This is a genomic window from Fuchsiella alkaliacetigena (assembly GCF_023227765.1).
Classification (GTDB): Bacteria; Bacillota; Halanaerobiia; order Halobacteroidales; family Acetohalobiaceae; genus Fuchsiella; species Fuchsiella alkaliacetigena.
This window is the reverse complement of record NZ_JALKBZ010000018.1, coordinates 1-23,690: the sequence shown is the minus strand read 5'-3', so window position 1 is coordinate 23,690 and position 23,690 is coordinate 1. Positions and strand designations below refer to the sequence as shown.

General features: G+C 36.6%; 24 protein-coding genes, 1 pseudogene and 3 riboswitches. Of the genes and pseudogenes, 2 read left to right on the top strand and 23 right to left on the bottom strand.

All coding sequences use genetic code 11. From position 1 onward, the window contains the following. The first annotated feature begins 73 nt into the window (after positions 1-73). Complete coding sequence (locus tag MWH30_RS13835) at positions 74-196, top strand: hypothetical protein (protein WP_282706235.1); 123 nt, start codon at positions 74-76, stop codon at positions 194-196. Positions 197-369: 173 nt separating this feature from the next. Here MWH30_RS13835 and MWH30_RS07030 read toward each other — a convergent pair whose 3' ends face one another. The 3 genes from MWH30_RS07030 to MWH30_RS07020 all read right to left on the bottom strand — a co-directional run bounded on the left by MWH30_RS07030 (position 370) and on the right by MWH30_RS07020 (position 3,104). Continuing rightward, complete coding sequence (locus MWH30_RS07030) at positions 370-1,170, bottom strand: ExeA family protein (RefSeq protein ID WP_248663358.1); 801 nt, start codon at positions 1,168-1,170, stop codon at positions 370-372. A 2-nt stretch (positions 1,171-1,172) separates the two neighbouring features. Further along, positions 1,173-2,426, bottom strand: a complete 1,254-nt coding sequence (locus MWH30_RS07025) for a helix-turn-helix domain-containing protein (protein ID WP_248663357.1) — start codon at positions 2,424-2,426, stop codon at positions 1,173-1,175. Positions 2,427-2,582: 156 nt separating this feature from the next. Beyond that, positions 2,583-3,104, bottom strand: coding sequence for a DUF6431 domain-containing protein (locus MWH30_RS07020; protein WP_248663356.1), 522 nt, complete (start codon positions 3,102-3,104; stop codon positions 2,583-2,585). A gap of 142 nt (positions 3,105-3,246) precedes the next feature. Between MWH30_RS07020 and hcp the strand changes: the two are divergent. Further along, positions 3,247-4,017: pseudogene (hcp, locus tag MWH30_RS07015) on the top strand (hydroxylamine reductase); the annotation flags it as partial. 198 nt (positions 4,018-4,215) lie between these two features. Here the strand turns inward: hcp and MWH30_RS07010 are convergent. The 20 genes from MWH30_RS07010 to MWH30_RS06915 all read right to left on the bottom strand — a co-directional run bounded on the left by MWH30_RS07010 (position 4,216) and on the right by MWH30_RS06915 (position 23,580). Continuing rightward, the gene (locus MWH30_RS07010) at positions 4,216-4,461 is read right to left on the bottom strand and encodes a hypothetical protein (RefSeq protein ID WP_248663355.1); all 246 of its coding nucleotides are present in this window, start codon (positions 4,459-4,461) and stop codon (positions 4,216-4,218) included. A 33-nt stretch (positions 4,462-4,494) separates the two neighbouring features. Continuing rightward, positions 4,495-5,022 (bottom strand): 4Fe-4S dicluster domain-containing protein, encoded by a 528-nt coding sequence (locus MWH30_RS07005; protein WP_248663354.1) that lies wholly within the window; start codon positions 5,020-5,022, stop codon positions 4,495-4,497. Next, a complete protein-coding gene (locus MWH30_RS07000; RefSeq protein ID WP_248663353.1) occupies positions 5,019-5,807 on the bottom strand; it encodes a 4Fe-4S binding protein in 789 nt (262 codons plus the stop codon). The genes MWH30_RS07005 and MWH30_RS07000 overlap by 4 nt, the downstream gene beginning before the upstream one ends. A gap of 33 nt (positions 5,808-5,840) precedes the next feature. Then, positions 5,841-6,383 (bottom strand): 4Fe-4S dicluster domain-containing protein, encoded by a 543-nt coding sequence (locus MWH30_RS06995; RefSeq protein ID WP_248663352.1) that lies wholly within the window; start codon positions 6,381-6,383, stop codon positions 5,841-5,843. A gap of 2 nt (positions 6,384-6,385) precedes the next feature. Then, positions 6,386-8,635, bottom strand: a complete 2,250-nt coding sequence (locus MWH30_RS06990) for a molybdopterin-dependent oxidoreductase (RefSeq protein ID WP_248663351.1) — start codon at positions 8,633-8,635, stop codon at positions 6,386-6,388. 20 nt (positions 8,636-8,655) lie between these two features. Further along, the gene (locus tag MWH30_RS06985) at positions 8,656-8,928 is read right to left on the bottom strand and encodes a chaperone NapD (protein WP_248663350.1); all 273 of its coding nucleotides are present in this window, start codon (positions 8,926-8,928) and stop codon (positions 8,656-8,658) included. 12 nt (positions 8,929-8,940) lie between these two features. Then, a complete protein-coding gene (locus MWH30_RS06980) occupies positions 8,941-9,636 on the bottom strand; it encodes a formate dehydrogenase subunit gamma (RefSeq protein ID WP_248663349.1) in 696 nt (231 codons plus the stop codon). Positions 9,637-9,997: 361 nt separating this feature from the next. After that, complete coding sequence (locus MWH30_RS06975; protein ID WP_248663348.1) at positions 9,998-11,287, bottom strand: ammonia-forming cytochrome c nitrite reductase subunit c552; 1,290 nt, start codon at positions 11,285-11,287, stop codon at positions 9,998-10,000. 192 nt (positions 11,288-11,479) lie between these two features. Continuing rightward, complete coding sequence (asrC, locus tag MWH30_RS06970) at positions 11,480-12,433, bottom strand: sulfite reductase subunit C (protein WP_248663347.1); 954 nt, start codon at positions 12,431-12,433, stop codon at positions 11,480-11,482. Positions 12,434-12,551: 118 nt separating this feature from the next. Then, on the bottom strand, positions 12,552-12,884 hold the full coding sequence (locus MWH30_RS06965; protein ID WP_248663346.1) for a hypothetical protein: 333 nt from the start codon (positions 12,882-12,884) through the stop codon (positions 12,552-12,554). 84 nt (positions 12,885-12,968) lie between these two features. Further along, positions 12,969-13,640: a HesA/MoeB/ThiF family protein gene (locus MWH30_RS06960; protein WP_248663345.1), complete on the bottom strand. Its 672-nt coding sequence runs from the start codon at positions 13,638-13,640 to the stop codon at positions 12,969-12,971. 83 nt (positions 13,641-13,723) lie between these two features. Continuing rightward, complete coding sequence (locus tag MWH30_RS06955) at positions 13,724-13,957, bottom strand: MoaD/ThiS family protein (protein ID WP_248663344.1); 234 nt, start codon at positions 13,955-13,957, stop codon at positions 13,724-13,726. Positions 13,958-13,971: 14 nt separating this feature from the next. Further along, positions 13,972-15,702 carry an aldehyde ferredoxin oxidoreductase family protein gene (locus MWH30_RS06950; protein ID WP_248663343.1) on the bottom strand — a complete coding sequence of 577 codons (1,731 nt, stop codon included), beginning with the start codon at positions 15,700-15,702 and terminating at the stop codon, positions 13,972-13,974. Positions 15,703-15,715: 13 nt separating this feature from the next. Then, a riboswitch (molybdenum cofactor riboswitch) is annotated at positions 15,716-15,842 on the bottom strand. Positions 15,843-16,008: 166 nt separating this feature from the next. Continuing rightward, a complete protein-coding gene (locus tag MWH30_RS06945) occupies positions 16,009-17,169 on the bottom strand; it encodes an iron-containing alcohol dehydrogenase (RefSeq protein WP_248663342.1) in 1,161 nt (386 codons plus the stop codon). Between the two features lie 418 nt (positions 17,170-17,587). After that, positions 17,588-19,516 (bottom strand): sigma-54-dependent Fis family transcriptional regulator, encoded by a 1,929-nt coding sequence (locus MWH30_RS06940; RefSeq protein ID WP_248663341.1) that lies wholly within the window; start codon positions 19,514-19,516, stop codon positions 17,588-17,590. Positions 19,517-19,611: 95 nt separating this feature from the next. Next, positions 19,612-19,736: riboswitch (molybdenum cofactor riboswitch) on the bottom strand. Positions 19,737-19,872: 136 nt separating this feature from the next. Continuing rightward, a complete protein-coding gene (locus tag MWH30_RS06935; protein ID WP_248663340.1) occupies positions 19,873-20,208 on the bottom strand; it encodes a winged helix-turn-helix domain-containing protein in 336 nt (111 codons plus the stop codon). 18 nt (positions 20,209-20,226) lie between these two features. After that, positions 20,227-21,306, bottom strand: a complete 1,080-nt coding sequence (locus MWH30_RS06930; RefSeq protein ID WP_248663339.1) for an ABC transporter ATP-binding protein — start codon at positions 21,304-21,306, stop codon at positions 20,227-20,229. A 24-nt stretch (positions 21,307-21,330) separates the two neighbouring features. Beyond that, the gene (modB, locus tag MWH30_RS06925; RefSeq protein WP_248663338.1) at positions 21,331-21,990 is read right to left on the bottom strand and encodes a molybdate ABC transporter permease subunit; all 660 of its coding nucleotides are present in this window, start codon (positions 21,988-21,990) and stop codon (positions 21,331-21,333) included. A 13-nt stretch (positions 21,991-22,003) separates the two neighbouring features. After that, positions 22,004-22,798, bottom strand: a complete 795-nt coding sequence (gene modA, locus MWH30_RS06920) for a molybdate ABC transporter substrate-binding protein (RefSeq protein WP_248663337.1) — start codon at positions 22,796-22,798, stop codon at positions 22,004-22,006. A 76-nt stretch (positions 22,799-22,874) separates the two neighbouring features. Further along, positions 22,875-23,002: riboswitch (molybdenum cofactor riboswitch) on the bottom strand. A 137-nt stretch (positions 23,003-23,139) separates the two neighbouring features. After that, a complete protein-coding gene (locus tag MWH30_RS06915; RefSeq protein ID WP_248663336.1) occupies positions 23,140-23,580 on the bottom strand; it encodes an ATP-binding cassette domain-containing protein in 441 nt (146 codons plus the stop codon). Positions 23,581-23,690 lie beyond the last annotated feature (110 nt).

Here is a 23,690-nt window from a genome sequence, read left to right as displayed (position 1 = left end):
GCTGTGACGCCCCCTATTGATGTTGGACAAAAGGTTAGTTAACACTTTATAATAATTATAGGGGGTAGAAATAATGCCAAAAGGTCAAACTTATGATCCTGAATTTAAAATGGAAATAGTGCTAGAAGTTCTTAAAGGTCGTAAGCCATCTGTAATAGCTGATAAATATGAAGTTAGTCGTAATTCCATATTGTGAATTAGCAAATTAAAATTACTAAAATAATCAGATTAAATTGTAAGGAAAATAGCTTTTAAATTAGCAATTTTTCAAAATAAATTAGCATATCATTTAAAATCTTGCAGATTAAAAAAGAAAAAGGCATTCCTAGTTCACTAGAAATACCTTCACATAAAAAGCTAACTTAAATTTTATAAACCAATCTCCTCACAAGCTTTAAATACTATCTCCTCATTTATAGTATCAGCTTTAAGTTGACAGCCTAAAAGTAGAGAATTAACAGCTAAATTATTAATTAATCGAGGCAAGCCTCTAGACCTTAAACAGATAGCCTCAATAGCTTGGGGAGAAAAAATAGAATGGCTAGCTCCAGCTAATTGGAGTTGATGCTCAATATACTCATTAACTTCATCCTTACTTAACGGTTTAAGATGATAACGCATAATTACCCTCTGGTTTAAAGATTGATTTTGATTTAAAGATAACTTATCCATAAAAAAAGGAAGCCCAGCTAAGATAAGAACAAAAGGATTCTCAGAGTCCATAGAAAAATTAAAAAGTATCCCCAAATCATTTAAAAACTTATTAGCAGCCAGATGGATTTCATCTAAAATAAAAACAGGAGTAATTTTTTTATCATTAGAGAGTTTAGTTATAGCGTGTTGTATTTGCTTAAACAAATCAACCTTACGAAAAGCAGGCTCCTCACCAAGCCCTGCAGCTAAACCACGATAAAAATCCATTACCGTACCAGTAGAAAGCGGAAAATATATCACCTTAAACAAAGAAGGGTTAAGCTTATTAGCCATAGCTCTTAAAGTAGAAGTCTTACCACTACCCGGCTCCCCAACAATAACTCCCATACCTTTAGTCTTCTTAAGATAATCAATCCTAGCCGAAACCTCCTTAAAACAACCAGAAGGAAAGAGATTCTCAGTCTTAATCTCCTTAGCAAAAGGATTATCAGCCAGAGAATAAAAAGACTTATACATAATCAATCACGCTCCTTAATTATATCCTGAAAAGAAATACTATCTTTCCTTTTAACATAAGCATTATCACTAAGCACAACAGGCTTGGCCAAGCCAAGACACTTACCATCGTCATAGATAAAAATCTTCTCATAAGTATCAGGGTTAAATCTAACCTCAATCCTTTTAGCAATTAAAGTAGGAGGAACTTCATACAATTGGCAATTAACAGAAATAGTAGCATCGTGCTTAACCTTACGCTTAGCCCTCTTTAAAAAGATCATCTTCATTTTCTCAGGATCATCAAAAGTCTTAACCTTGCTAATCTGAGACATATACTTATCAAGCGGGGTCATTTCCAAAGCAGAATGAAACTTACGATGATAATCCTCTTCAAGCCACCTAAAAAACTTTTGATTAAGAGCATCAAGAGAACTAAGATCATCATCAGTCAAAAGAGGAATAAACCTCTTTCTAACAGTCAAAAAGAACCTCTCAATTTTACCCTTACTAGCAGCATCATAAGGCTTAGTATGAATCAAAGTAACCCCCAAAGCAGCACAAGCAAAATGAAGCCTATCAGAGCGATAGACCTTGCCATTATCAACATAGATTAATCTAGGGATCCCCCTTCTTAAAATAGCCTCAGAAAGCACCTTAGCAACAGAAGAAAACTTCTCCGATACCAAAAACATAGCAAAAGGAATAACTCTAGAACAATCATCAATAAAAGCAAATAAAAAAGTCTTAATCTTCTTAGAATCAACCTTAAGATAAGGGCCAACCATAGTATCCCCCTGCCAGAGAGCATTAACGCAATCATAGGCAAAACGCCTTCTATTTAACTCCCTGCGGGGAGAATTAGTAAGCAAGCCCTCCCGTTTAAAAAAACGGTAAACAGTAGAATAAGAAAGTTGAGAAGGAAGAAGTTTATCCTTAGCAACTAACTGATCATAAAAAAGAGACACAGAAAGCTGAGGGAACTTCTCCCTTTCAGATAACAGCATCTCTTCAAGTTCAGGTGTAATCTTACGACTAGCACCACGATCAGAACGCTTCTTAGGCTTTAGTGCATCAAAACCATTGCGGCGATAATTTCTAAGCCAGGTATAAACAGTCTTAGGCGCATACTCCTTAAGCCCGTAATAAGGGACATCATACTTCTTAGCAGAAACAGTAGCTAAATACTCACTTTGATTTTCAACCTGTCCATTAAGAATAGGAGAAATTAATCTAAAGCGAAATAAGGCTATCTGTTCTCTATCATTATCAGTCATCAAATCGGCCTCCTTAGAAAATAAAAAATTAAAAACTAGAAGTTCAACCGGTTAAATCTCTAATAATAACAATTATAGAACAAAAAATAGCCCTAGGCTAGTCAAAGATAATGTGTTTTAAAAAAAGCTTTTCTTTCACTCAGATATATGGTAGAATTAAAGTGCCATAAAGCTAATATTAAAGTGAGTAAAAAACCTTTGGGAGAAGGTGTGGGTTGGGGAACTCATAATCATTTTAATAAGTTTTATGGCTTTTTCATACTTAGAGCCTTTAAAAACAAGAAAAGAGTAAATAGACTCCCTAAAAAAAGAAATCATAGCCGGGATATTTTTTATAAAACGCTTAAGATAAAAGAAAAGAGCACTAGGATAAAGTAGCAACTTACGAGTAAATAAATACTCCTTAATACAAAGAAAAATACACTTTAAGCTTCGCTGGAAATGAGGCAGCAAAAAAGAAGGCAAAACAGAAACGCTAACCCCGCAATGCTTACACCTATACCTACGAATGAAAATTATATAAGTCGTAAAATAAGTAATCACAAACCTCTGATAAAAACCATTTTTGATCATTAGATCACCACATAGAGAACATTTAGAGATAAGAGGAAAATCATTATCTTGTCCATTAGCAACATAATCTTGAATACTAATATTAAAATCATGAATTACTTGCATAAAAAAACCTCCCATATTCTTAAGTAATTTGAAAAAAGTCTATCAGATTATCTAAGAAAAGGGAAGAGTAAATTACAAAATAAATTGAAAAAATATTCAAGTTTTATGCTAATATAATTTGCTACTTTACACCATATATACTTGGAAAAAAGACTTTCTTAACGGTGCTTTAGATGGTTTAGCTAACAATAATCAAGTTAAGTCTAAAAAGGATGCTGAACTTAAAGATAAGCTATTTACTACTGGAGCAGTAGGCTTTGAAGGAGTTAACTATATTGAAGCTGATGCAGAGGGTAATAAAGACTTCAGTGAGATCATTGAATTAGCTAAAGAATGTGCAGCGCCAGAACAGATAGAAGAAGGTACAATTGTAGGTGGCTTTGCTCATAATCAGGTATTAGAGCTAGCAGATAAGGTAGTAGATGCTGTTAAGTCGGGAGCTATTAAACAATTCTTTGTAATGGCCGGTTGTGACGGTAGAATGAATAGTAGAAACTACTATACTGAGTTTGCTAAACAATTGCCGGAAGATGCAGTAATTTTAACAGCAGGCTGTGCTAAGTATAGATATAATAAGTTAGACTTAGGATAAATTGGAGGTATTCCGCGAGTCTTGGATGCTGGTCAGTGTAATGATTCGTACTCTTTAGCAGTAATTGCTATGAAACTACAAGAAGTATTTGAATTAGATGATATTAATGAGTTGCCTATATCTTATAATATTTCTTGGTATGAACAAAAAGCAGTAGCTGTATTATTAGCTTTATTATCTCTAGGAGTTAAGGATATTTACCTAGGGCCCACTCTACCAGCCTTCTTATCTGAGAATGTGGTGGAGGTATTAGTTGAAAACTTTGGTATTGGTGGTACCGATGAAGTAGAGAAGGATGTCGAGATGTTTATGAAAGCTTAATAAATTAAAAGCTCTGTGAGTATTTAAATATTCACAGAGCTTTTAACATGCTATTCTATTGGCTCCATATCTTAATTTATTAATTTCTTCGGTTATATTTTTCAACTAAGAGTGGAATGTGAGGTAAATAGAAATTATGCTAAAAATAGGGAAAGGGAAGATCCGCTTCCCCGGTTAATATTTCAAATAGTCTTTTTATTATTCTTCAACATGACAGCCACTACACCCTAATCTCTCTGGATGAGGCGAAACAATCGCTCCACTTACAGCATTTTGATGACAAAAACTACAAGAGCCAACTCTACTATCTATTTCGTGAGGAACAAAAGTTGGTTCATGTGGTTTAGGTTCTTGCTCTATAGAGTTAGCATAAGCTATACTAAAAACAAAGATGCCGAATATCAACCCTATAATAACTAAAAAGCCTAATTTTCTATTATTCATAAGAATTTCCCCCTTAGATCGTTAGTTAGATAATTATCCAAACCAGTCTTTAAATATAGATACATAAGTCTCTTTTTCATCTTTAGCTTCAATCTTAACTTCTATAGCTGCTCTTTCCCGAACACATACATATTCACAAACTCCACAGCCTACACATTCATCCTTATCGATAAAGGTTTTATTTAACTCTTTGATTATTAAAGCCTCTCCAGTACGAGGACAATTAGCATGACAAACTCTACACATATCCCCCAACCAGGTATAACAATGATCAGGATCTATCTCCGCTACTCCCATATCTATATCTTCTATTTCTACATCCTCTAAAGCATTACTAGGACAAATCTCAACACAAGGCAAGTCTGAACATAAATAACAGGGGCTTTCTCTAGGTATTAAATAAGGAGTTCCAATAGCACTTCCCTGATTAAAAGTTCCTAGTTTAATTGAATTATAAGGACAAACTTGAGCACATTTACCACATCTTATGCATTTAGCCAAGAATTTCTTTTCTGATGCTGCTCCTGGAGGCCGAATAAACTCCTTTTTGTTATTGCTCATTTTTCTATCACCACTTCTTTTCTTGCGTTCTTTCCAGTAGTAAAACTAAATTCAAGAGCTGTTTCAGGACAAAGATCAATACACTTACCACAGTTTGTACAAGCCCAAGATGAATTTATTGTTTCTTCTTTGTTAATCAATGGTTCCAATAATCCAGCTCCCCAGGCGCAGCTATCCTCGCAAATGTAACACTCACTACAACCAAGGTGGTTTATTTGTAAACGCAAAAGCCTTTTACTACCTAATAGAGAATAAAAAGCGCCTAGTGGACATAGAGAAGTACACCATACTCTAGGTTTTATGAGTTCTAAAACTATAAGTATAGCTACTAGCAATAGTTCCGGGCCCACAGCAAAAGCAAAAGCCCTAGCTAAAATATTAATAGGGGTAATCAGCTCAAAAACTGGTAAACCGATTACAAAGGTAGCTACTAATAATAAAAACAAAATTAAATATTTAGGTTGAGTAGCATAATACTTCCACCTTTCCTTGTCAATTGGTAGAAATTCTAAAATAGTATTAACTGGACAAAGCCAACTGCAAAAAGCACGACCCAAAACTGCATAAATAACCAAAATCGGCAGAGTAGATAAAATAAGAGGCAAATATAAGCTACGACTAGCTAAAATTATTTGCAGACCAGCTAAAGGATCAGACAGCGAAAATCCTAACAACTGACTAGAGCTTAAGCTACCTACAAATAATAAAGAAGTAAATCTACTTCCGATCAATAAAACAATAAAGGCTAATTGAACTAATCGCCTTTTTTGAATCCAATTTTTCAATACTTCCACCTCCATCTTCTCGAAAAACCTACCTTAAATTAATTTAACTTTGATAGCTGTTGGAGCCTGAGGACAAAAGTAGCTACAGCTCCCACAGCCTAAACAGTCTTCAGAATTTAGGCTCGGTTTGCCTGAATTTAATACTAAGGCTTTATCCTGTTGAGGACAGTTATAATAACATTGAGCACACAATCCTCCTTGATAAGCCAAGCATCTATCCTTTATTAATTTAGCTTTACCCAAGTTAACCTCTGCTTCTGCTTTTAATACTCCAGTTGAACAGGCATCAACACAGCTATAACATAAACGACAATAATTATCGTCTAGCTCTAAAATAGGGGTTCCATAATAAACACCTGTTTTAGCTTCAGCAGTAGTAAGTAAGTTATGGGGACAAGCTTCAATGCAGCCCCCACAACGCTTACAAGAGGTTAACAATAATTCTTCTTCAATACTCTTCGGAGGTCTAAAAAAAATTTTCTTGGTTTTCTCCTCCAAATAAGAAGCAAAGGCAGAAGTAAAACCATTACTTAGTTTTTTAAAAACCCCTCTCCGAGTAATTTTTTCTTCTGTCATTTTTAAGCCTTCTCCACTCTAACGGCACAAAGTTTATATTCAGGCTGTTTAGACCCTGGATCATAAGCATCAATAGTAACAAAATTAATTAATTTTTCCTCATCATGCATCGGCACAAAAAGCAATCCCGGTCGAGGTTCAGCCCTTCCTTTTATCTTAGTTGGTAAAGTTATCTCACCTCTTCTAGAGATTATCTTCAACATATCTCCTTCATTTACCCCTAATTTTTCAGCATCTTCAGGATTTACCTCTACATAATGTTCCGGAAAAGCTCTCTTCAACTGTGGAATTCGCCCGGTCATAGTTGAAGTATGCCAGTGCTCAACCACTCGACCAGTAGTTAAAGTATAAGGATACTCTTCAGTCGGCGGCTCTTCTGGAGGTGTATGAGGTCTAGCAAAAATAATCGCCCTGCCATCAGGATGCCCGTAAAAATCAACACCTTCCTCAACATAAGGATCATAATCGGCTACAAACCTTCTCTTTGTTTCTTGACCATCTACTACCGGCCAGAGCAAACCATGTTCTTGCTTGTATCTTTCGTAAGGAGCTAAGTCCATCCCCGTACCTAAAGTAGTCTGACGATATTCAGCCCATACATCCGCTGGCCCCTCATAAGGAAATAAATCTTGATAGCCTAAGCGATGTGCCAGATCAACCACAATTTCTAAATCTGGCTTAGCTTCGCCAGGTGGATCAATTGCTTTTGCTATATGTTGAGTCCTACGTTCTGCATTACCATAAATCCCTTCCTTCTCAACCCAAGTAGCTGCTGGTAAAACTACATCTGCTAATTCAGTGGTTCTATTAGGATAGATATCAGAAACTATTAAGAAAGTTCTTTCCATTCCTTCGCGATATCTTTGTAGATTAGGTAGTGTATGACCTGGATTAGTACACATTACAAACAATGCTTTAATATCTCCTGTATAAGTAGCATCAAAGAGAGAAATCGTATGCAAACCTGGCTCAGGTTGAATCCTATCTGGATCAATACCCCAAATTTCAGCTATCTCTTGACGATGTTGCTCATTATCTACCACTCGATGAGCAGGAAGTAAATGTGATAGAGCACCTACCTCTCGAATACTTCCGCAAGCACTAGGCTGACCAGTCAAAGAGAATGGGGTAGAACCAGGTCTACAGATCTTACCTGTCAAAAGATGCAAGTTGTGGATTAAGTTATTGGCCCAAACTCCTCTAACTCGCTGATTAATCCCCATACACCACAGTGAAGTAGTCTCTTTATCAGGATCTGCAAATAATCTAGCTACTTCATAAATCTCTTCAGCTTCAATACCTACTAGGTCTGCTACATCCTCTGGAGCATAATCAGCTATAAATTCTTTAAATTCTTCATAACTCATATCTTCACCATCAGAGTTAAAATTAGTATGATCTTCAATGAATTGTTCATCAGTTAAACCTTCATTAATAATTACATAAGCCATGCTATTCATTAAGGCTAAGTCATTGCCTGGTTTAAAAGTTAAGTAGTAATCAGCAATCTCTCCTGTTCTAGTTAAACGGGGGTCAGCCACAATAACTTTTACATCAGGATTTTCGCGCTTATGCTTCACTATCCGGTTGAATAAGACTGGATGTGCTTCAGCTGTATTAGAGCCAATAATAAAGAAAACATCAGCCTCCTCAAAGTCCGCATAAATACCCATCGGTTCATCCTTACCAAAAGTAGTAACATAGCCTCCCACTGCACTAGCCATACAGGTTCGAGGGTTTCCTTCTACATTATTAGTACCGATGGCACCTTTATAGAGTTTATTGTAAGCGTAAGCCTCTGAAGCATTACACTGACCAGAACCATAAAATCCTAAAGCATCAGCACCATGTTCGTCAATAATTTCCTCAAACTTATTAGCTATTAAGTCCATTGCTTCATCCCATTCAGCCTCTTGTAGTTCACCATCTCTTCTAATTAATGGCTTAGTCAGTCTATCTTCACCATACAAATAAGCTGGCAGCAAAGAACCTTTTACACAGAAAAGCCCTTCATTTACTGGATTATCCTCAGAACCCTTGACAGCCACTACTTTACCATCTTTTACTCCTACCATTGCTCCACAGCCTGTTCCACAAAAACGACAAACACCCTTCTCCCAACGATCAACTTCCTCTATATCTTGAACCGTCTGTACTTCATCCCTTCTTTTTCCGCGGGGAGTGCAACCAGCAGCCATAATTGTAGCCGCTGCTGCTGCTGATTTCAAAAAATCACGACGTGAAAGTTTCACTTTCTCTACCTCCTTCATAATTAATTCAAAATTAATTCATCTTCTTTTGAATTTAAAATATCAAGTTCACTATTCGTATAAGCTGGAGCAGCATTTATTACTCCAGCCAACGAAGCTATTTCTCTTTCCACAAAGTTCTTTAGCTCTTTACGACTCTTCGCTTCTAAAACCAAAACTATCCTGTCAGTTTCTTCTACTTCATAAATAGTCACCTCAGCAAAAGAACTTAAAACATCTTTAATTTCAGCTTTTTTTTCCTCTTTAACCGTTACTAAAATACCAGCAATAATCACTAGCGTCACTCCTTAATTAAGATTCAGTTTTGCTGAACTTTCTTCCTCTTCAACCACATCTTGAGCTTTACTTTCGACCCAGCGCGGCCAATGTTTCTTAGCAAACTCTGTTTTTAAAGTACCATCTCCAAACATAGCTCGCCACATACCTCGATAAGGTTTAAATATACCTGCTCCCAAGAAAATATGACCAATTAATACAAAACCTAAAATAGCCATTGAAACTCGATGAGCTAAGCTAAAGATGTTGACCAGAAAAGAAGGAGAGAACTCATGGATAAAGAAAACCCTAACTATTCCACTCCCGACCAACATTAAAGCAACCCCTATAATCAGCCAACCAGCAAACTTCTGGCCAGGATTATAGCGCCCTTCAACTGTTGGCATATCTGCCTGGTCATAATTCAAAAAATAACTAGGAGTTTTTAATAGCCACTTAGTATCATTTTTACTCCAACTTAGAAACTCCCTTAAAAACTCTTTAAAGCCTTCAAAATTCAAAATCAACATTCCTAAAGGAATCACAATAAAGACTGCTGCTGAAATGCGATGAACAGTAGCTATTAACTGATAATTTCCTAAGAATCCACCTCCATCAGCAAAATACCAACTCAAGCCAGTAAGATAAAGAAATAAAGTAGCCAACGTATGCGTCCAATGCAAAAACCTCTTTTTCAAATTATTCCTTTCAATCCTTTTTTCAACCACTTAAAAGCCCTCCTTTCTTTTTTAAAAGATAAAAAATATAGCTAGTCAAAAATTAAGTGAACCTAAGAACAATCTATTGCAAATTATAGCACCTTTTTTAAGTAAATTTTATGACATATATCATAAATGATCATTTTAACAATGAGTTAATCCTTACTAGAGCTAAATAGTTTTTCTACAAAGTAATAAATTTCCTCAATAGAATTTAACTGTTCTTGAGTTGCTGCTGAAACTTGTTGACTATCAGCAAACATCTTATTACTAATGATAACTATTTACTCAGCTTTTTCTACTACAGTATCGAATAGATAAATTAAAAGCTCTGTGAAAGCTTTAAGGTTTTCACAGAGCTTTTTACATACTATTCTACTATCTCCAGACCTTCATTAATTAATTCTTCAGCATTATCTAATATTCTATTAGCCTCTTCCCAGTTATGGAAGCCATTACTGTTCTCTACCCAGACAAAGTCCCAGTAGAACTGAGCCTCTCTGTGAATAGCTTGAGCTTCCTCTAACTCAGAGTCTGTTAGAGAGCCCTCATCCTTGGCAGCTCCTAGCTTATCAATAAATCCTGCTAGTTCATCACCTAATCTATTCTGCTTTTCATAAACCTCGCTCTGTACTGCCTCAGTTCTTTCTATTACTCCATCTTCTCCCCAGCCGCTATGACAGTCCAAGCAAGAGTCTTCTACGTGAGTTAAAGGACTAGTCCACTGATGGAAGCTATACTCATTACCCGCTTCATCAACCTGCTGTGGCATATGACAGTCCTCACAGCCTAAGCCCATATTGGAGTGAACATTTGTTTTTAAGCCTTCGTGGAATAGTTCATACTCAGGGTGCTGAACTTTAGCAACTAAGGCTCCAGTTATCTCGTGCTCCCACTCATCGTTAACTCTTCCTACACTATCATAATGAGCCAGCTGATCCTCAACCGTTAAACCATAGGTCCACGGCAAGGTGATTTTGGTAGTTTCAGGATCAAAGTGGTAGTTAACGTGACATTGAGCACAACTTAAATCAGAGCGCCCTTCCGGATTCATATTCTCAAATGTATCGTGGTCTAATGCTTCTCCAACATAAGACCTCTGGGCTACTACAGAAGCGTCCTCATGATCATGACAGTCTAAACAGCCAACAGTATTATCTTTGCTAACCTCGGCAAAGGACTTACTATAAAAGTCATCTCCATACTTATCCTCCTGTACCACTACATCGGTACTCTTACAAGACAAGCAGGCCGCTGGTCTTTCGTCAAAGTCGGGTAGTCTTCCCGTCTCCAAAACATCCTGTAAGGCATAAGCATGCCCTCGCGAACGATAATAGCTTTGACTAAATGGGAATCCTGCATAAGTAGTCTTTAGAAATGGATAGATTTCTAAGTAATCCATCTTGACTACCTCTCCGTCCACATACATAGCTGCTCCTCCATATGTAGTATCATCTGGATTAATAGTCATCTCCTCAGTAGCCACCCATTCCTGATACTGAGCTGGAAAATAAGCCTCCCAAGCATCTGAGTCTGCAGCTTCTTCTAGAGAGTCAAAACCTCTAAACTCCTCAGTCTCTTCAACATCTTCTTGACAGCCTACCATAACTAATGCAAATACTAAGCTAATAGCTAATAAGAACAAAATCTTTTTATTCATTTGTTGACATCCCCCTTTCGTTTGATGGTTTAGTATCGTATTGTTAAAATTATAACAAAGATTAGTCAACTTTAAATGACATATGTCATAAAATAGCCATAAAATAGTCACAAAAATTATGAAAATTCAAATAGAATTGGCTGAAGTTTTCTTGGGGATGAACGATAATATAAATTCTCTGCTGATTAAGTTTTATTTAAAATTAATATGCTTAGTTAGCTGAGCCTCTGAATTTAGCTCTACATTTTGCAATAGCTCTTCTTTAAAAAGCGGATATCCAGTTCGATCTACTATATAGCTAATATACTCTTTTGATTTAGCAGAATCTATATGCTTATCTATATATTGATAGGCATTATTAAGTATCTGTATAATCACCTCTTTAGTAGTCCATTTTAAAAAAGTAGAGGCTAGACGCGGATTCTTCTTTCCGGTACGGCCCATAATCAATAACTTATAATAGGGCCCTTCTCCCCTCCAAGCTCCAGTAGGACATTCAGAGATACATTCACCACAACCTATACAGCGCTGATTATCGAGTCTTAAGTTAGGGCCCTGATAACTCAAAGCAGCCCTAGCCCTATCTCTACAAACCTCTACGCATCTATCACAGTCTATACAGCGCTCTTCAATATAAAGAGGCTTTATCATAGCTATAATACCAAAATCCTGCAAATGAACTTTCATACAATCATTAGCACAGCCTGAAATACCCACCTTTAAATTTCTATGATCAGGATAAATAGCCCTCTCTATTTCTTGAGCAAACTCTGTAGCATCACAATGGGAAAGCCTACACACCCTATCACCTATACAAGCTATAATATTCCTAGTGCCAGCTGCTGGGTAGCCCGCCTCTATATCTACAATCTTTACCCCTAACTCCTCTTTTAACCCCTTTAACAGAGGACTAATCTTTTTATTAATCAGCTCAATATTTTCCCAATCTAACTCAGGAATCTCAAAACCCTGCCGAGAAGTAATATGCAAAGTACCATTACCATAATCCTGAGCTATTTCCTCCAAAATGGAAAGATACTCAGCCTTAAGATGCCCTCCCGGTACTCTAACTCTTAGAGCTACCTTCCCTTCTTGATTTGTAATTCGATAAGCATTTTGTCTAACTTTTTGCTGATCCATCTCCATTGATTATAGCCTCCTTTAACTTTTATCTTCAGTTTACCATTAGCCAAAGGCTTAGTCTATGAGAAATGCAAGTTAAAAAAATAGATAATGGATGCTATTGAGCATCCATTATCTATTATCAATCCTCTTCAGATGTTCTCTTCAGCCCCAGTATATATCTATACGGGCCCGGCACCCCCGGCGGAGTAAAGGCTATTCTATCCCCTGCTTCAACCCATCCCTCATCTAAGGGCTTAGCCTTACCATTTATAAATACACCTTCTAGCTCATCCAATGGCAAATCCATCAGTTGAGCCAACTCTACCGCCGAACAGGCTATCTCTAATTCAAAATATACCGGAGAAGGCCAGCCGCGTTTATCAAAGACCTTTTTAAGGTAAGAAAAAACCCTAACCTCAACCTGCTTAGCACCTATTGGCTCTGCAGAAACCTCAATATCTAGTTTAGCCATTACTTTAACCTCTCCCTCCACAAATTAGATTTAAAATCTAAGTCCTCTTTAAAATACCTTAAGAGACAAGATTTAGAACTGACTTTATTTAACTTCAATGATATCCATTGAATAATCATTTAAATCCACTAATAAAAGCTTGTTGATAAGTACATTATCCCTATCTAAGATAACTTTAATGCCTTCCATCACCTGTAATGAAGCGATAACCGAAACAACTGGTGAAAAAGCTGGAATTTCTCCAGTTGTAGCTTTTACTTCTCCAATTATTTCTTTTAATCTAAGAGTCTCTCCGGGGATAATACTTGTTATTTGACCATACCAGGAACTAACTCCACCATGAATCAAGGGTAATTTATATTTATTTGCTAATTCCTCCAATTCATATCTGCTTTCAAAATTATCAAAAGCATCAAAAATCAGATCAACATCCTCCGGGATTTCCGTATCTTTAGTAACTCTTTCAGTAACAGCCACAATCTCAGTTCCTAGCTTAAAATCAGCAAGAATCTCTTTAGCTTTTACTGCTTTAAACTTTCCTATATCATCCTTTCCATATAGAACTTGACGATTCAAGTTAGACACTTCAATTCTATCAGAGTCTATTAAATATATCTTTTTAACCCCAACCCTTTGTAATTCTATAGCTTGATGAGTTCCTAGCCCTCCTACTCCAGCTACTAAAACAGTCAAATTAGAAATTAACTTCGATTCTTCCTGACTAAACATCAATTTCTGTCTTTGCAGAAACTCCATATTCTAACTCCTCCTAATATAGAAACGCGAAGGATAAAAGATAGTAAAGACCACTGATCTTTTATCCTTCGCAAATTCACTCTTTAACCTCCGCCAACCGGAGGAAAAATCCCAACTCTATCTCCATCTTTTAATACCGTACTCTTATCTGCACTTCTACCATTAACTTTAATAATCAAAGTTTCTTCTTGAGGGATCTTAAAATGTTCAGCCACATCATTAACTGTACTTCCCTCTGCTAACTCTACCAAAACTTTCTTCCGATCCTTAGGTAGTAAGTCTTTTAAAGTAGCAAATAACCTAACAGTTACCTTCATCTTCATCTCTCCTACTAAAAGTTATAAAGCCCATCAAGCTCTTCATCAGTTATATCAAACTTAACATTATGTGGTGGGCATTCCTCGTCTACGAAGAAATCAGGTAGTCTATCATCTGCTTTAGTAAATCCAGCTTCAATATTGAACTCTCTTTCAGTCTTAATAATAGACTTTCCAAGGGCAGTTACATCATCAGCTTCTAGCTCTAAACCATACTGAGCATTGAGCATATCTATTACAGCCGGTAAAGCATTTTCGTCATCCAAGATTGCAAAAGCAGCAAAGATACAAAGACCAGTACTATCTACAGCAGCAGTAGCTATTTGTAATCCTTGTGAAAGCTCGACCTGACCTTCCTTACTTAAAGGATCTACTTCACCACCGATACTTAGGATATTACTTGTGACAGCATAACCAGCTGTATGATCCGCTCCCATAGTACTTGTAGCATAAGTAACACCTACACCTTTAACAGCCCGCGGATCATAAGCAGGAATACCCTGGTTTTTAACTACTGGTACTCGGTCTAAACCAAAGGCTTTAGCAGTAAATCCAGCTCCACTACCGATAATTCTACCAAGTGGAGTACCTTCACCTACCTGCTCTAAAAGATCAATTGCTCCTTCAGCATCGCCAAATTCAATCACCCCTGCATCCATAGCCACTCCAACAGCAACCCCCATCTCAATAGTATCTATTCCCACATCATCACAAATTCGATCCATCATAGCAATAGCATCTATATCATCGACTTTAGTATTAGCACCAAAACCCCAGACAGTTTCATACTCAAAGCCACCTGTTAAATACTCACCATCTTTATCATTATAAATCTGAGAACATCTCATCACACAGCCTGGATGACAAGAGTGAGTTTTTTGCCCTCCCCGATCACTAATAACATCCGCTATTGTTTCACCACTAATCTCATCTGCTCCCTCAAAACGCCCTGTTTTGAAGTTTTCAGTTGGCAGTCCACCAGATTCATTTAAAATATTGATTAAAATTGCTGTTCCGTACTCAGGTAATCCTTCGCCACATACTGGATGATCTAACAAAGACTTAGCTAAAGCACGAGAAGCTTCCTTAAACCTATCCTGATCAACTATCGGCACTCCCGGAGCATCGCTATCATCAATAACTATGGCTTTGACTCCTTTAGCACCCATCACAGCCCCAGTACCGCCCCGTCCACAATGTCGTGTAGGACGACCTTCAGGGTCAGAGACAGCAATTGAAGCAGACTCTAACCTATACTCTCCAGCCTGACCAATAGACATGACACAAACCTTTTCCCCTAATTCTGCTTGAATCTTCTCCATCACTTCATAATTGCCCTTGCCAATTAAGTCATCAGATACATCTTCCAACTGAATACCATCTTTATTGACTGTCATAGTGTAAAGCTTATCGTCCGCTGGCTTTCCTTCGATAATAATTGCTTTTATACCTAATTTAGCCAATTTTTGAGCCGCTGTACCACCAGCATTAGACTCCTTAATAGTACCAGTCAAAGGACTTTTAGCCCCTACAGATAAGCGACCAGAACTTGGCGCCATTGTTCCTGATAATAGTCCAGGAGCAATTACCAACTTATTCTTAGGACCAATTGGATTACAAGTAGGGCTAACCTCATCAGCAACAATTTGAGAAGTAAGTCCCCGACCACCTAAAGCAGCATAAGCATCTTTTACATCTTCAGTAGTAACTTCGCCTTCAGTCATATTCACTCGATAAATCTTCATAATGTAAACTCCTCCTTATTTTTTTAGTGCTCCTTTCCAAAGCTGGGAGGCATCTAGATTTCTCCAAATACCCAATGGCATCCCTCCATAAATATCAAGTATTATTTTTAGGAATAGAATGCTCGGAGGCAAAATTAAACTTTTGAAACTCTATACTAAGTGATTATATACACATTGAAAATATCCTTCTTTTCAATATTAATTTTTCAAAATTTTTAGCATTATATCAATATAAAGCCCAGAATAGTAATAAAGGTACCTTTATTACTATTCTAGCTCTAATTTATTTATGAGTTTATTAACCTATTAAAATGCTGCTTCAAAGATACCGATTACCTGTTCTTTAGTAGCACATCTTGGATTAGTCGCACTACAAGCATCTGCCAAAGCATTTTCCGCTAGAGTAGGGAAGTCTTCTTCCTTAACTCCTTCTATATCACTTAATTTCTCCGGAATACCGATATCAGTAGACAGTTTAAAGATAGCCTCAATACCTTTATCTGCAGCATCTCTAGTAGATAAGCCTTCAATATTTTCTCCCATAGCTTCAGCAATATCAGCTACTCGTTGTGGATTAGAAATCAAGTTATACTCTGTTACATGCGGTAACAAGATCGCATTACAAACACCGTGTGGTAAATCATAAAATCCACCTAATTGATGGGCCATGCCGTGTACAAAGCCTAAGGAAGCATTATTAAAGGCCATTCCAGCCAAAAACTGAGCATAAGCCATATTATCTCTAGCTTCAAAATTATCACCATTAGCTACAGCATTCCGTAAGTTATTTGCGATTAACTCAATAGCCATTAAAGCTGCTGAGTCAGTAACCGGAGTAGCAATTGTAGACATATAAGCCTCAACCGCGTGAGTTAAAGCATCCATTCCTGTAGCTGCTGTCAAAGCTGGAGGTTTCTTCATCATTAAGACCGGATCATTAATAGATACATTTGGAGTAACTCTCCAATCTACAATAGCCATCTTAATATGTCGCTCTTCATCAGTAATAATACAGAAACGAGTCATCTCACTAGCTGTACCTGCTGTAGTATTTACAGCTACCAAAGGCATCATCGGCTCACTAGATTGATCAACACCTTCATAATCTTTAATGGAGCCGCCATTAGTAGCTACCAAGGCAATTCCCTTAGCACAGTCATGCGGACTACCTCCACCTAAAGAAACTACTACGTCACAGTCTTCCTCTTCTAAAAGGGCTAAACCATCTTCTACATTAGTTACAGTAGGATTAGGTTGTACACCATCAAAAACTACCGCTTCAATACCTGCATCTTCAATATAGCCTACTACATCACCTACTACATCACCTACAATACCTATTTCCACCAATACCTCATCAGTTACAACTAAAGCCTTTTCCTTGCCCAAAGTCTTAATCTGCTCTCCAATTTCCTTAACCGAATCCTCGCCCATCAAATTAACCGTTGGCATAAAAAATCCATACATAATTTAACTCCTCCTTTTTGTTATTTAACTCCAATTCGGCAAGCAAGCTTAAGTAAGTTGTTTACCGGATCCGAGTTTAATAATCAATTTGCCTTTTCACTAAATATTAAATGCAATATATATGCCAACAGCCTCATTAAAGTTATTTTTTATTTGAAATTTTGCAAAAAAACATAGATTAAAGAAGAATATTAAGAAATTTATTGCTTTTGTAGATATATTTAACTTCCGAGTTTATAGATTTTTTAGTAAATTCAATCAATTTCAATTAAAAAGATAAGTAGTTGTGTTCTGAGCGTTACATTTTGGTACACTGAATAATAATTTTTTGCTCTACTGCCTATAAATAAAAGGCGGGATCACAAAGTGTTCAATTTTAGAACATTATCATAAAATTGAACACTAAACTATCAAAGCGCTAATTTTCAATATTATATTCCTTAATTTTGCGGTATAGAGTATTTCTAGCTATCTGTAAGTGTTCAGCTGTTCGAGTTACATTTCCATCAAAATGTTCCAGAGCGTCCTTGATTGCCTTGGCTTCAGCTTCTTTCAAAGATGCTACTTCATTATTCTTTTCATACTCAGGAAGTTCTTGCTGATTAACTATATAGTCTGGTAAGTCTTCAACTTTAACTACTTCACTCTCTACTAAGTTCAAAATTCTCTCTATTATATTTTCTAGCTCCCTCACATTACCAGGCCAGTGATAAGCCATTAATAAGTCTTTGACCTCTTCAGATAGCATCACCCTCTTTTCACCAAAAACTTTCCCTAACTTCTTAAGTAAGTACTTAGCCAAAATTAAAATATCTGTCCCCCGTTCTTTGAGAGGGGGGATTTCGATCTGAATTACATTTAAACGATAATAGAGATCCTCTCTAAATTTATGCTCTTCAACCATGCTATTCAAGTCTTTATTAGTAGCAGCAATTACTCGTACATCAACAGGTACTACCTCATTACTACCTAAAGGAGAGATCTTTCTCTCCTGCAAAGCTCTTAGTAGCTTAACTTGAGAGCTTAAAGGTAGTTCGCCGATCTCATCAAGAAAGAGAGTACCTCCATTGGCCACCTGGAACTTACCAGGCTTACCTCCTTGCCTAGCCCCAGTAAAGGCTCCTTCTTGATAACCAAATAATTCGCTTTCGATTAAATCTTTAGGTAAGGCTCCACAGTTAACTGTTACGAAGCTTTCTTCTTCCCGAAAACTCTTATTATGTATAGCCTGAGCAAAGAGTTCTTTGCCAGTACCACTCTCACCAGTCAATAAGATTGTAGAATCATTAACAGCTACTTTCATAGCCAACTCTATAGCTTCATTTATAGCTTCACTTTCACCTATTATATCCGCAAAGGAATAATCCGTTCTATCGTTTTCAATCTGTTTAGCACCAATATTTTGGGAAGAGTCAATTCTAATTACTAAATCGGTAACCTCGCTATCATTAGAGATGATATGACAGTCTTTTCCAGGTAATCTATTAGCATTTCTTCTATAGAAGCCTTCCCCTGAGATATCTTGTAATGGGATAGAGTTATGCTCTGTAAAGAATTCATCTATTCTCTTACCTATGCAGTCTCTAGCAGAGTAACCCAGAATCTGTCCACCCTTTTGATTTACCTGGGTAATTACTCCTTTTTTATCTAGAGTAATCAGTCCATCAGAGACTAAGTTTAGAAATAACTCTTCTTTCTTTTTAGAAACAGCTAAGTTATCTTGGAGATCCATTACTAAGATCTGTTTTTGAATTAATTGAGCAGCAACTTCTACGATTCCTAGAGTATGTATATGGGGTGTCTGATAGTTTCTAGAAATATCTAGCACCCCCATTAAGTCTCCTTCTGAAGAAAAGATCGGAGCAGCCGAGCAGGTTAACAGATGGTTCTGGCTAACGAAGTGTTCGCTAGCATAGACATTTAATGAGCTCTCTTCTTCTATAGCTGTACCAATAGCATTAGTGCCCTGAATCCTCTCATTCCAATTGGCGCCCTCAATTAAGTGAACATCTTTGGCCTCTTTGCCAAAATCCTCATTACCGATGCTCTTTAAAATATATCCTTCACAATCGGTTAAAAGAACCAAAAGATTAGAGCCTTTAGCCGTCCGATATAAATCTTCCATAATTGGACTTGCTATTCTAATTAACTTTTCTGATTTAGTCAAGCGTTCTTTTAAACTACCCTGCTTTAAAACCGGTGTTTCTACCATCTCTAAAGGATCTACTTTATATTCTCTACACCTATTCCATGACTTTTCAATCTTTGAATCTATATTATAGTTTAGATGGCCACTATCAACATAATCCTCCCAGGCCTTATTCATTTTAACTAAATCCTTACTCATATCTATATCACTCCTTTCCAGTCAATGGAAAGAAGATAGACACTTGAACAAAAAGACACTACTTTTATTAATAACTTGCCCATTAATAATCCCTCCTTATTTTATTATGTGCTCCTTTCCAAACACGGGAGGCTATTAGATTTCTCTAAAAACCCAATGATATTTTCTTCATAGAATAAGTTCTTCCTTAGAAAAAAATATTCGGAAGCGAATCAGTAATAGCAAGTCTTAAGCTGACTAGATAACCTGTTAATTAATGGTACCAAACCGTTGTTAATTTGTCAATCACTAAAGTTATACTATTAAACTAATTCAAAATTCTTGAATTAGTGACTATTAAATCAATACCTTGCTGTCTATTTGTCAAAGTAATCTATAAAAAGAAACTCTAACTCCTTTTGAACTCTTTTATCAAACTTTTTAAACTTTAACAAAAGATCCTTCCCTTCTTTAGTTAGGATGCTGCCGCCCCCTCCTTTTCCTCCAGATTTTCTTTTAGTTAGTTTTAAACCTAGTCTTTTTTCTACCAGGTTCAACTTACCCCAGGCAGCTCGGTAAGACATATCTAGTTGCTGAGCCGTCTGGCTAATAGAGCCTGTCTTATCGATAAGCTCCAACATACTCAACAGCCCTTGGCCCATCACTAGTTCTCCTTCCTCATTCTCTAACCACAACTTATAATTTAACTTCATCAAAAAACCACTCCTAGGCTAAACTATTAAGTGAACCTTTGCTGGCGGAATCTTAAACTTAAGCTCAGAACCATAATTTAAATCTCGGGCCCTAGTTGTTAAGACATCTATTAATATATCAAAACCTTGCTGACTAAATTGATTAACAAATAACCTAGTTATAGCACCTTTAGCTAACTTCTTGTGCAAAACCCCCGAATATAAGTTCTCACTAGCTCTTGCTTTCTCATCTTCAGCAGTTACTAGTTCTATAAACTCCGGCCTGATTATGGCCACCACTTCCTGCCCCATACTCAACTCTTTTTTACTTTCAGCAAACAGTGTTAAGTTCTCATTTTTTAACTTAAATTTACCATCAACTTCTTCCACCACTAAATCAAAGATATTCTTACTTTCCACAAATCGTGCTACATCCCTAGTCCGGGGTCTATAAAAAATCTCTTCTTTGCTTCCTAACTGCTCTATTCTACCTTGATTATAGACAGCCACCTGATCGGCCAACACAAAGACATCTGTTAAATTATGGGTAACATAGATAACAGGTATCTGGTATTCTCTATGAACCCTCAATAAGTCCTGTCGTAATTTTTCCCGAACTAAGGTATCCAGAGCCGAAAAGGGTTCATCCATTAATAAAATCTCCGGTTCTATAATCAAAGCCCTAGCAATAGCTACTCTCTGCTGCTGTCCTCCGGATAGTTCAGATGGATAATTATTGCTTAGTCCTTCTAGTCTAAGATTAGTCAATAGATTATTGACCTTTCTTTTGACCTCTAACTTATCTAAACCCCTCCCTCTAATACCAAAAGCGATATTTTCAAAAACAGTCATATGAGGAAAAAGGCTATAGTCCTGAAATACATAGCCAATATTTCGTTTGTTAATCGCTAAATTAGCTTTAGTAGATCGCTTAAAAAATTGAACTTTTTGATTAACTATTGAACCTCGATCTGGTTCTTCTAAACCTGCTATCAGCTTTAAAGTAGTACTTTTTCCACTTCCACTGGGCCCGAAGAGAACTAATATTTCATTTTCAACTTCAAATTTTACTCTCAACTCAAAATTATTAAAGTTTTTTTCTACATCAACCTTTAACATAATATCACCCACTACAGATTAATTTCACCACTTTTCTATATCAAGAAATTTATTTAATAATAGTAAGCTCAAGATACTAAGAGTACTGATCAAGATAACTAGAAAGTTTGCTAACTGATAGTTGCCCCCTTGAACAGCATCATAGATAGCAATTGATAAGGTCTGAGTCTTACCGGGAATATTTCCGGCAATCATCAACGTTGCCCCAAACTCTCCTAGGGCCCTAGCAAAAGAAAGCACTATACCTACAACAATCCCTTTCCAAGATAAAGGTAGAGTAATTTTCAAAAATATACTCAACTCTGATTTACCTAAAGTCCTTGCTGCATTCTCTAAATTTTGATCTACACTTTCAATACTGGACTGCACAGACCTAATCATTAAGGGCAGAGAAACTATCACCGCAGCAAGCACTGCTCCCTGCCAGGTAAAAACCAAGCTGATATTGAAGGTCTCTTCTAGAAAGCGACCAATAAAGCTATTTTTGCCCATAAAAGTTAATAGATAGTATCCCAATACCGTAGGAGGCAAAATCATTGGTAAAACAGTTATAGAAGATAGTATATCTTTACCCCAAAAATCCCCTCGTGCTAACAACCAAGCAAGTAAAGTGCCAACTATAGTAGTAATTACTGTAGAAAAAAAAGCTATCTTAACAGATAAATATATCGGCGACCAATACAAACTTTACACCTCCCTAAGGTAAGTAAAAGCCATACTCTTCCATAACTTCTCTTCCCTGAGTGCTATTTATAAAATCTGCAAACTCCTGAGCCAACTCCTGCTGCTCAGAATGCTTGACAACTCCTAACATCTGTTCTAAAGGATTATGATATTTTTCATCAATCAAAGTATATTCCAGCTCGTCCATTTCTGCAATAGATAGGGCAATAATCCCTACCGGAGCATTAGCTGTTCGTACAAACTGCATAGCCTGATTAATATTTTCTCCATAGACTAAGCTCTCCTCAAGTTGCTTCCATAGCCCTTTACTTACCAAAGCTTCTTTAGCTGCCAAGCCATAAGGAGCATGGCTAGGATTGGCAATAGCTATCCTTTTAATCTCTGGAGATAATAAGCCCTCCAAAGATTCTAAGTTTAAATCATAGTTTTTATTTACAGCTAATACAATTCTTCCAATAGCATAAAGTGATTTTGTTTCCTCAATAATATCATCACTCTCAATTAATCTATCTACAAACTCCTTATTAGCTGAGGCAAATAAATCAATGGGAGCTCCATTGGCAATCTGTTGAGCTAGATTTCCCGAAGAACCAAATTGAAAAACTACTTCTACTCCCCTCTCTTTTTCAAATAGCTCACCTAACTCTTCAAAAGCAAACCTTAAATCAGAAGCTGCAGCTACATGTAATTCTTTCTCTGCTGCCGACTTATTTCCTTGATTATTAACTAAATCACAAGCACTACTTAAGCTAATCAAAACTAATATTAGTATCACTATCAGGCTCTGTATTGCTCTCTTCTTGTTCATAGACTATCCCCTCCCTTCCTGAACTAAAAAATCATCGCCAACAAAATAAAAATATCCCTCAATTAGAAAAGGGATATCGCAAGATAAAACATCTCCTTTCCTAAGTGAACGGGAGGCATAATGATTTCCCATTATACCCTATCGCATTTAAGCCACCCTAGCTCTTATAACCGTAGGCAACCTAATTCGAAGATGAAAAGACTTTAATATTAAGTTTTAGTAGTGAACTTATTTACAATTATAGCTAATAAAAAATGAGTTGTCAATTAGTAAGTTGATTTGATTGTGTCAAGCTTTTATGAATAAAGATTTGGTGAATTAACAGTTCTAAAAATTTAAAGCTAATATACTAATTCACCTGTTAAATACTCCTTAGTAATATTATGGTCAGGATTATCGAAAAATTTCTCCTTCTCATTGACCTCTATTAATTCACCCTGATGTAGTAATCCTACTCTATCAGCTAATCTTTTAGCCTGAAATAGATTATGAGTTACCATTATAGCAGTATTATCTTCTTCTTCCATATAATCCAAGATCATATTCTCAATAATCTCAATATTACCTGGATCTAGATTGGAAGTAGGTTCATCAAGTAAAAGAACTAAAGGCTTGGAAACTAAAGACCTAGCTAAAGAAACTCGCTGTGCTTCTCCGCCTGAAAGCTTATCGGCCCGCTGTTCTTTAAACTTTTCCATACCTAACTTAGTTAATAACCCATCTATCCTCTGATAATCAATCTCTTTGTTTCTAATTTTCAGCGGATAAGTAACATTCTTCAAAACTGAAGTTGTCAACAAAATAGGGCTTTGAAACAGGGCAATCGCAAGAAAGAACTCTAAAATAGATTTAATTTCTTCCCTTTAAGATGCTATAATTAAAAGCAAAAAGG

Excerpts from the sequence above, each read along its gene's own strand:
- MWH30_RS06995 (WP_248663352.1), bottom strand. The coding sequence starts at position 6,383 with ATGACAGAAGAAAAAATTACTCGGAGAGGGGTTTTTAAAAAACTAAGT.
- MWH30_RS06965 (WP_248663346.1), bottom strand. The coding sequence starts at position 12,884 with ATGGCTAAACTAGATATTGAGGTTTCTGCAGAGCCAATAGGTGCTAAG.
- modA (WP_248663337.1), bottom strand. The coding sequence starts at position 22,798 with ATGAACAAGAAGAGAGCAATACAGAGCCTGATAGTGATACTAATATTA.
- MWH30_RS13835 (WP_282706235.1), top strand. The coding sequence starts at position 74 with ATGCCAAAAGGTCAAACTTATGATCCTGAATTTAAAATGGAAATAGTG.
- MWH30_RS06955 (WP_248663344.1), bottom strand. The coding sequence starts at position 13,957 with ATGAAGGTAACTGTTAGGTTATTTGCTACTTTAAAAGACTTACTACCT.
- MWH30_RS07020 (WP_248663356.1), bottom strand. The coding sequence starts at position 3,104 with ATGCAAGTAATTCATGATTTTAATATTAGTATTCAAGATTATGTTGCT.
- MWH30_RS06945 (WP_248663342.1), bottom strand. The coding sequence starts at position 17,169 with ATGTATGGATTTTTTATGCCAACGGTTAATTTGATGGGCGAGGATTCG.
- asrC (WP_248663347.1), bottom strand. The coding sequence starts at position 12,433 with ATGGAGATGGATCAGCAAAAAGTTAGACAAAATGCTTATCGAATTACA.
- MWH30_RS07030 (WP_248663358.1), bottom strand. The coding sequence starts at position 1,170 with ATGTATAAGTCTTTTTATTCTCTGGCTGATAATCCTTTTGCTAAGGAG.
- MWH30_RS06950 (WP_248663343.1), bottom strand. The coding sequence starts at position 15,702 with ATGAAGATTTATCGAGTGAATATGACTGAAGGCGAAGTTACTACTGAA.
- MWH30_RS07025 (WP_248663357.1), bottom strand. The coding sequence starts at position 2,426 with ATGACTGATAATGATAGAGAACAGATAGCCTTATTTCGCTTTAGATTA.
- MWH30_RS06960 (WP_248663345.1), bottom strand. The coding sequence starts at position 13,640 with ATGGAGTTTCTGCAAAGACAGAAATTGATGTTTAGTCAGGAAGAATCG.
- MWH30_RS07005 (WP_248663354.1), bottom strand. The coding sequence starts at position 5,022 with ATGAGCAATAACAAAAAGGAGTTTATTCGGCCTCCAGGAGCAGCATCA.
- MWH30_RS06940 (WP_248663341.1), bottom strand. The coding sequence starts at position 19,516 with ATGAGTAAGGATTTAGTTAAAATGAATAAGGCCTGGGAGGATTATGTT.
- MWH30_RS06935 (WP_248663340.1), bottom strand. The coding sequence starts at position 20,208 with ATGAAGTTAAATTATAAGTTGTGGTTAGAGAATGAGGAAGGAGAACTA.
- MWH30_RS07010 (WP_248663355.1), bottom strand. The coding sequence starts at position 4,461 with ATGAATAATAGAAAATTAGGCTTTTTAGTTATTATAGGGTTGATATTC.
- MWH30_RS06930 (WP_248663339.1), bottom strand. The coding sequence starts at position 21,306 with ATGTTAAAGGTTGATGTAGAAAAAAACTTTAATAATTTTGAGTTGAGA.
- MWH30_RS06975 (WP_248663348.1), bottom strand. The coding sequence starts at position 11,287 with ATGAATAAAAAGATTTTGTTCTTATTAGCTATTAGCTTAGTATTTGCA.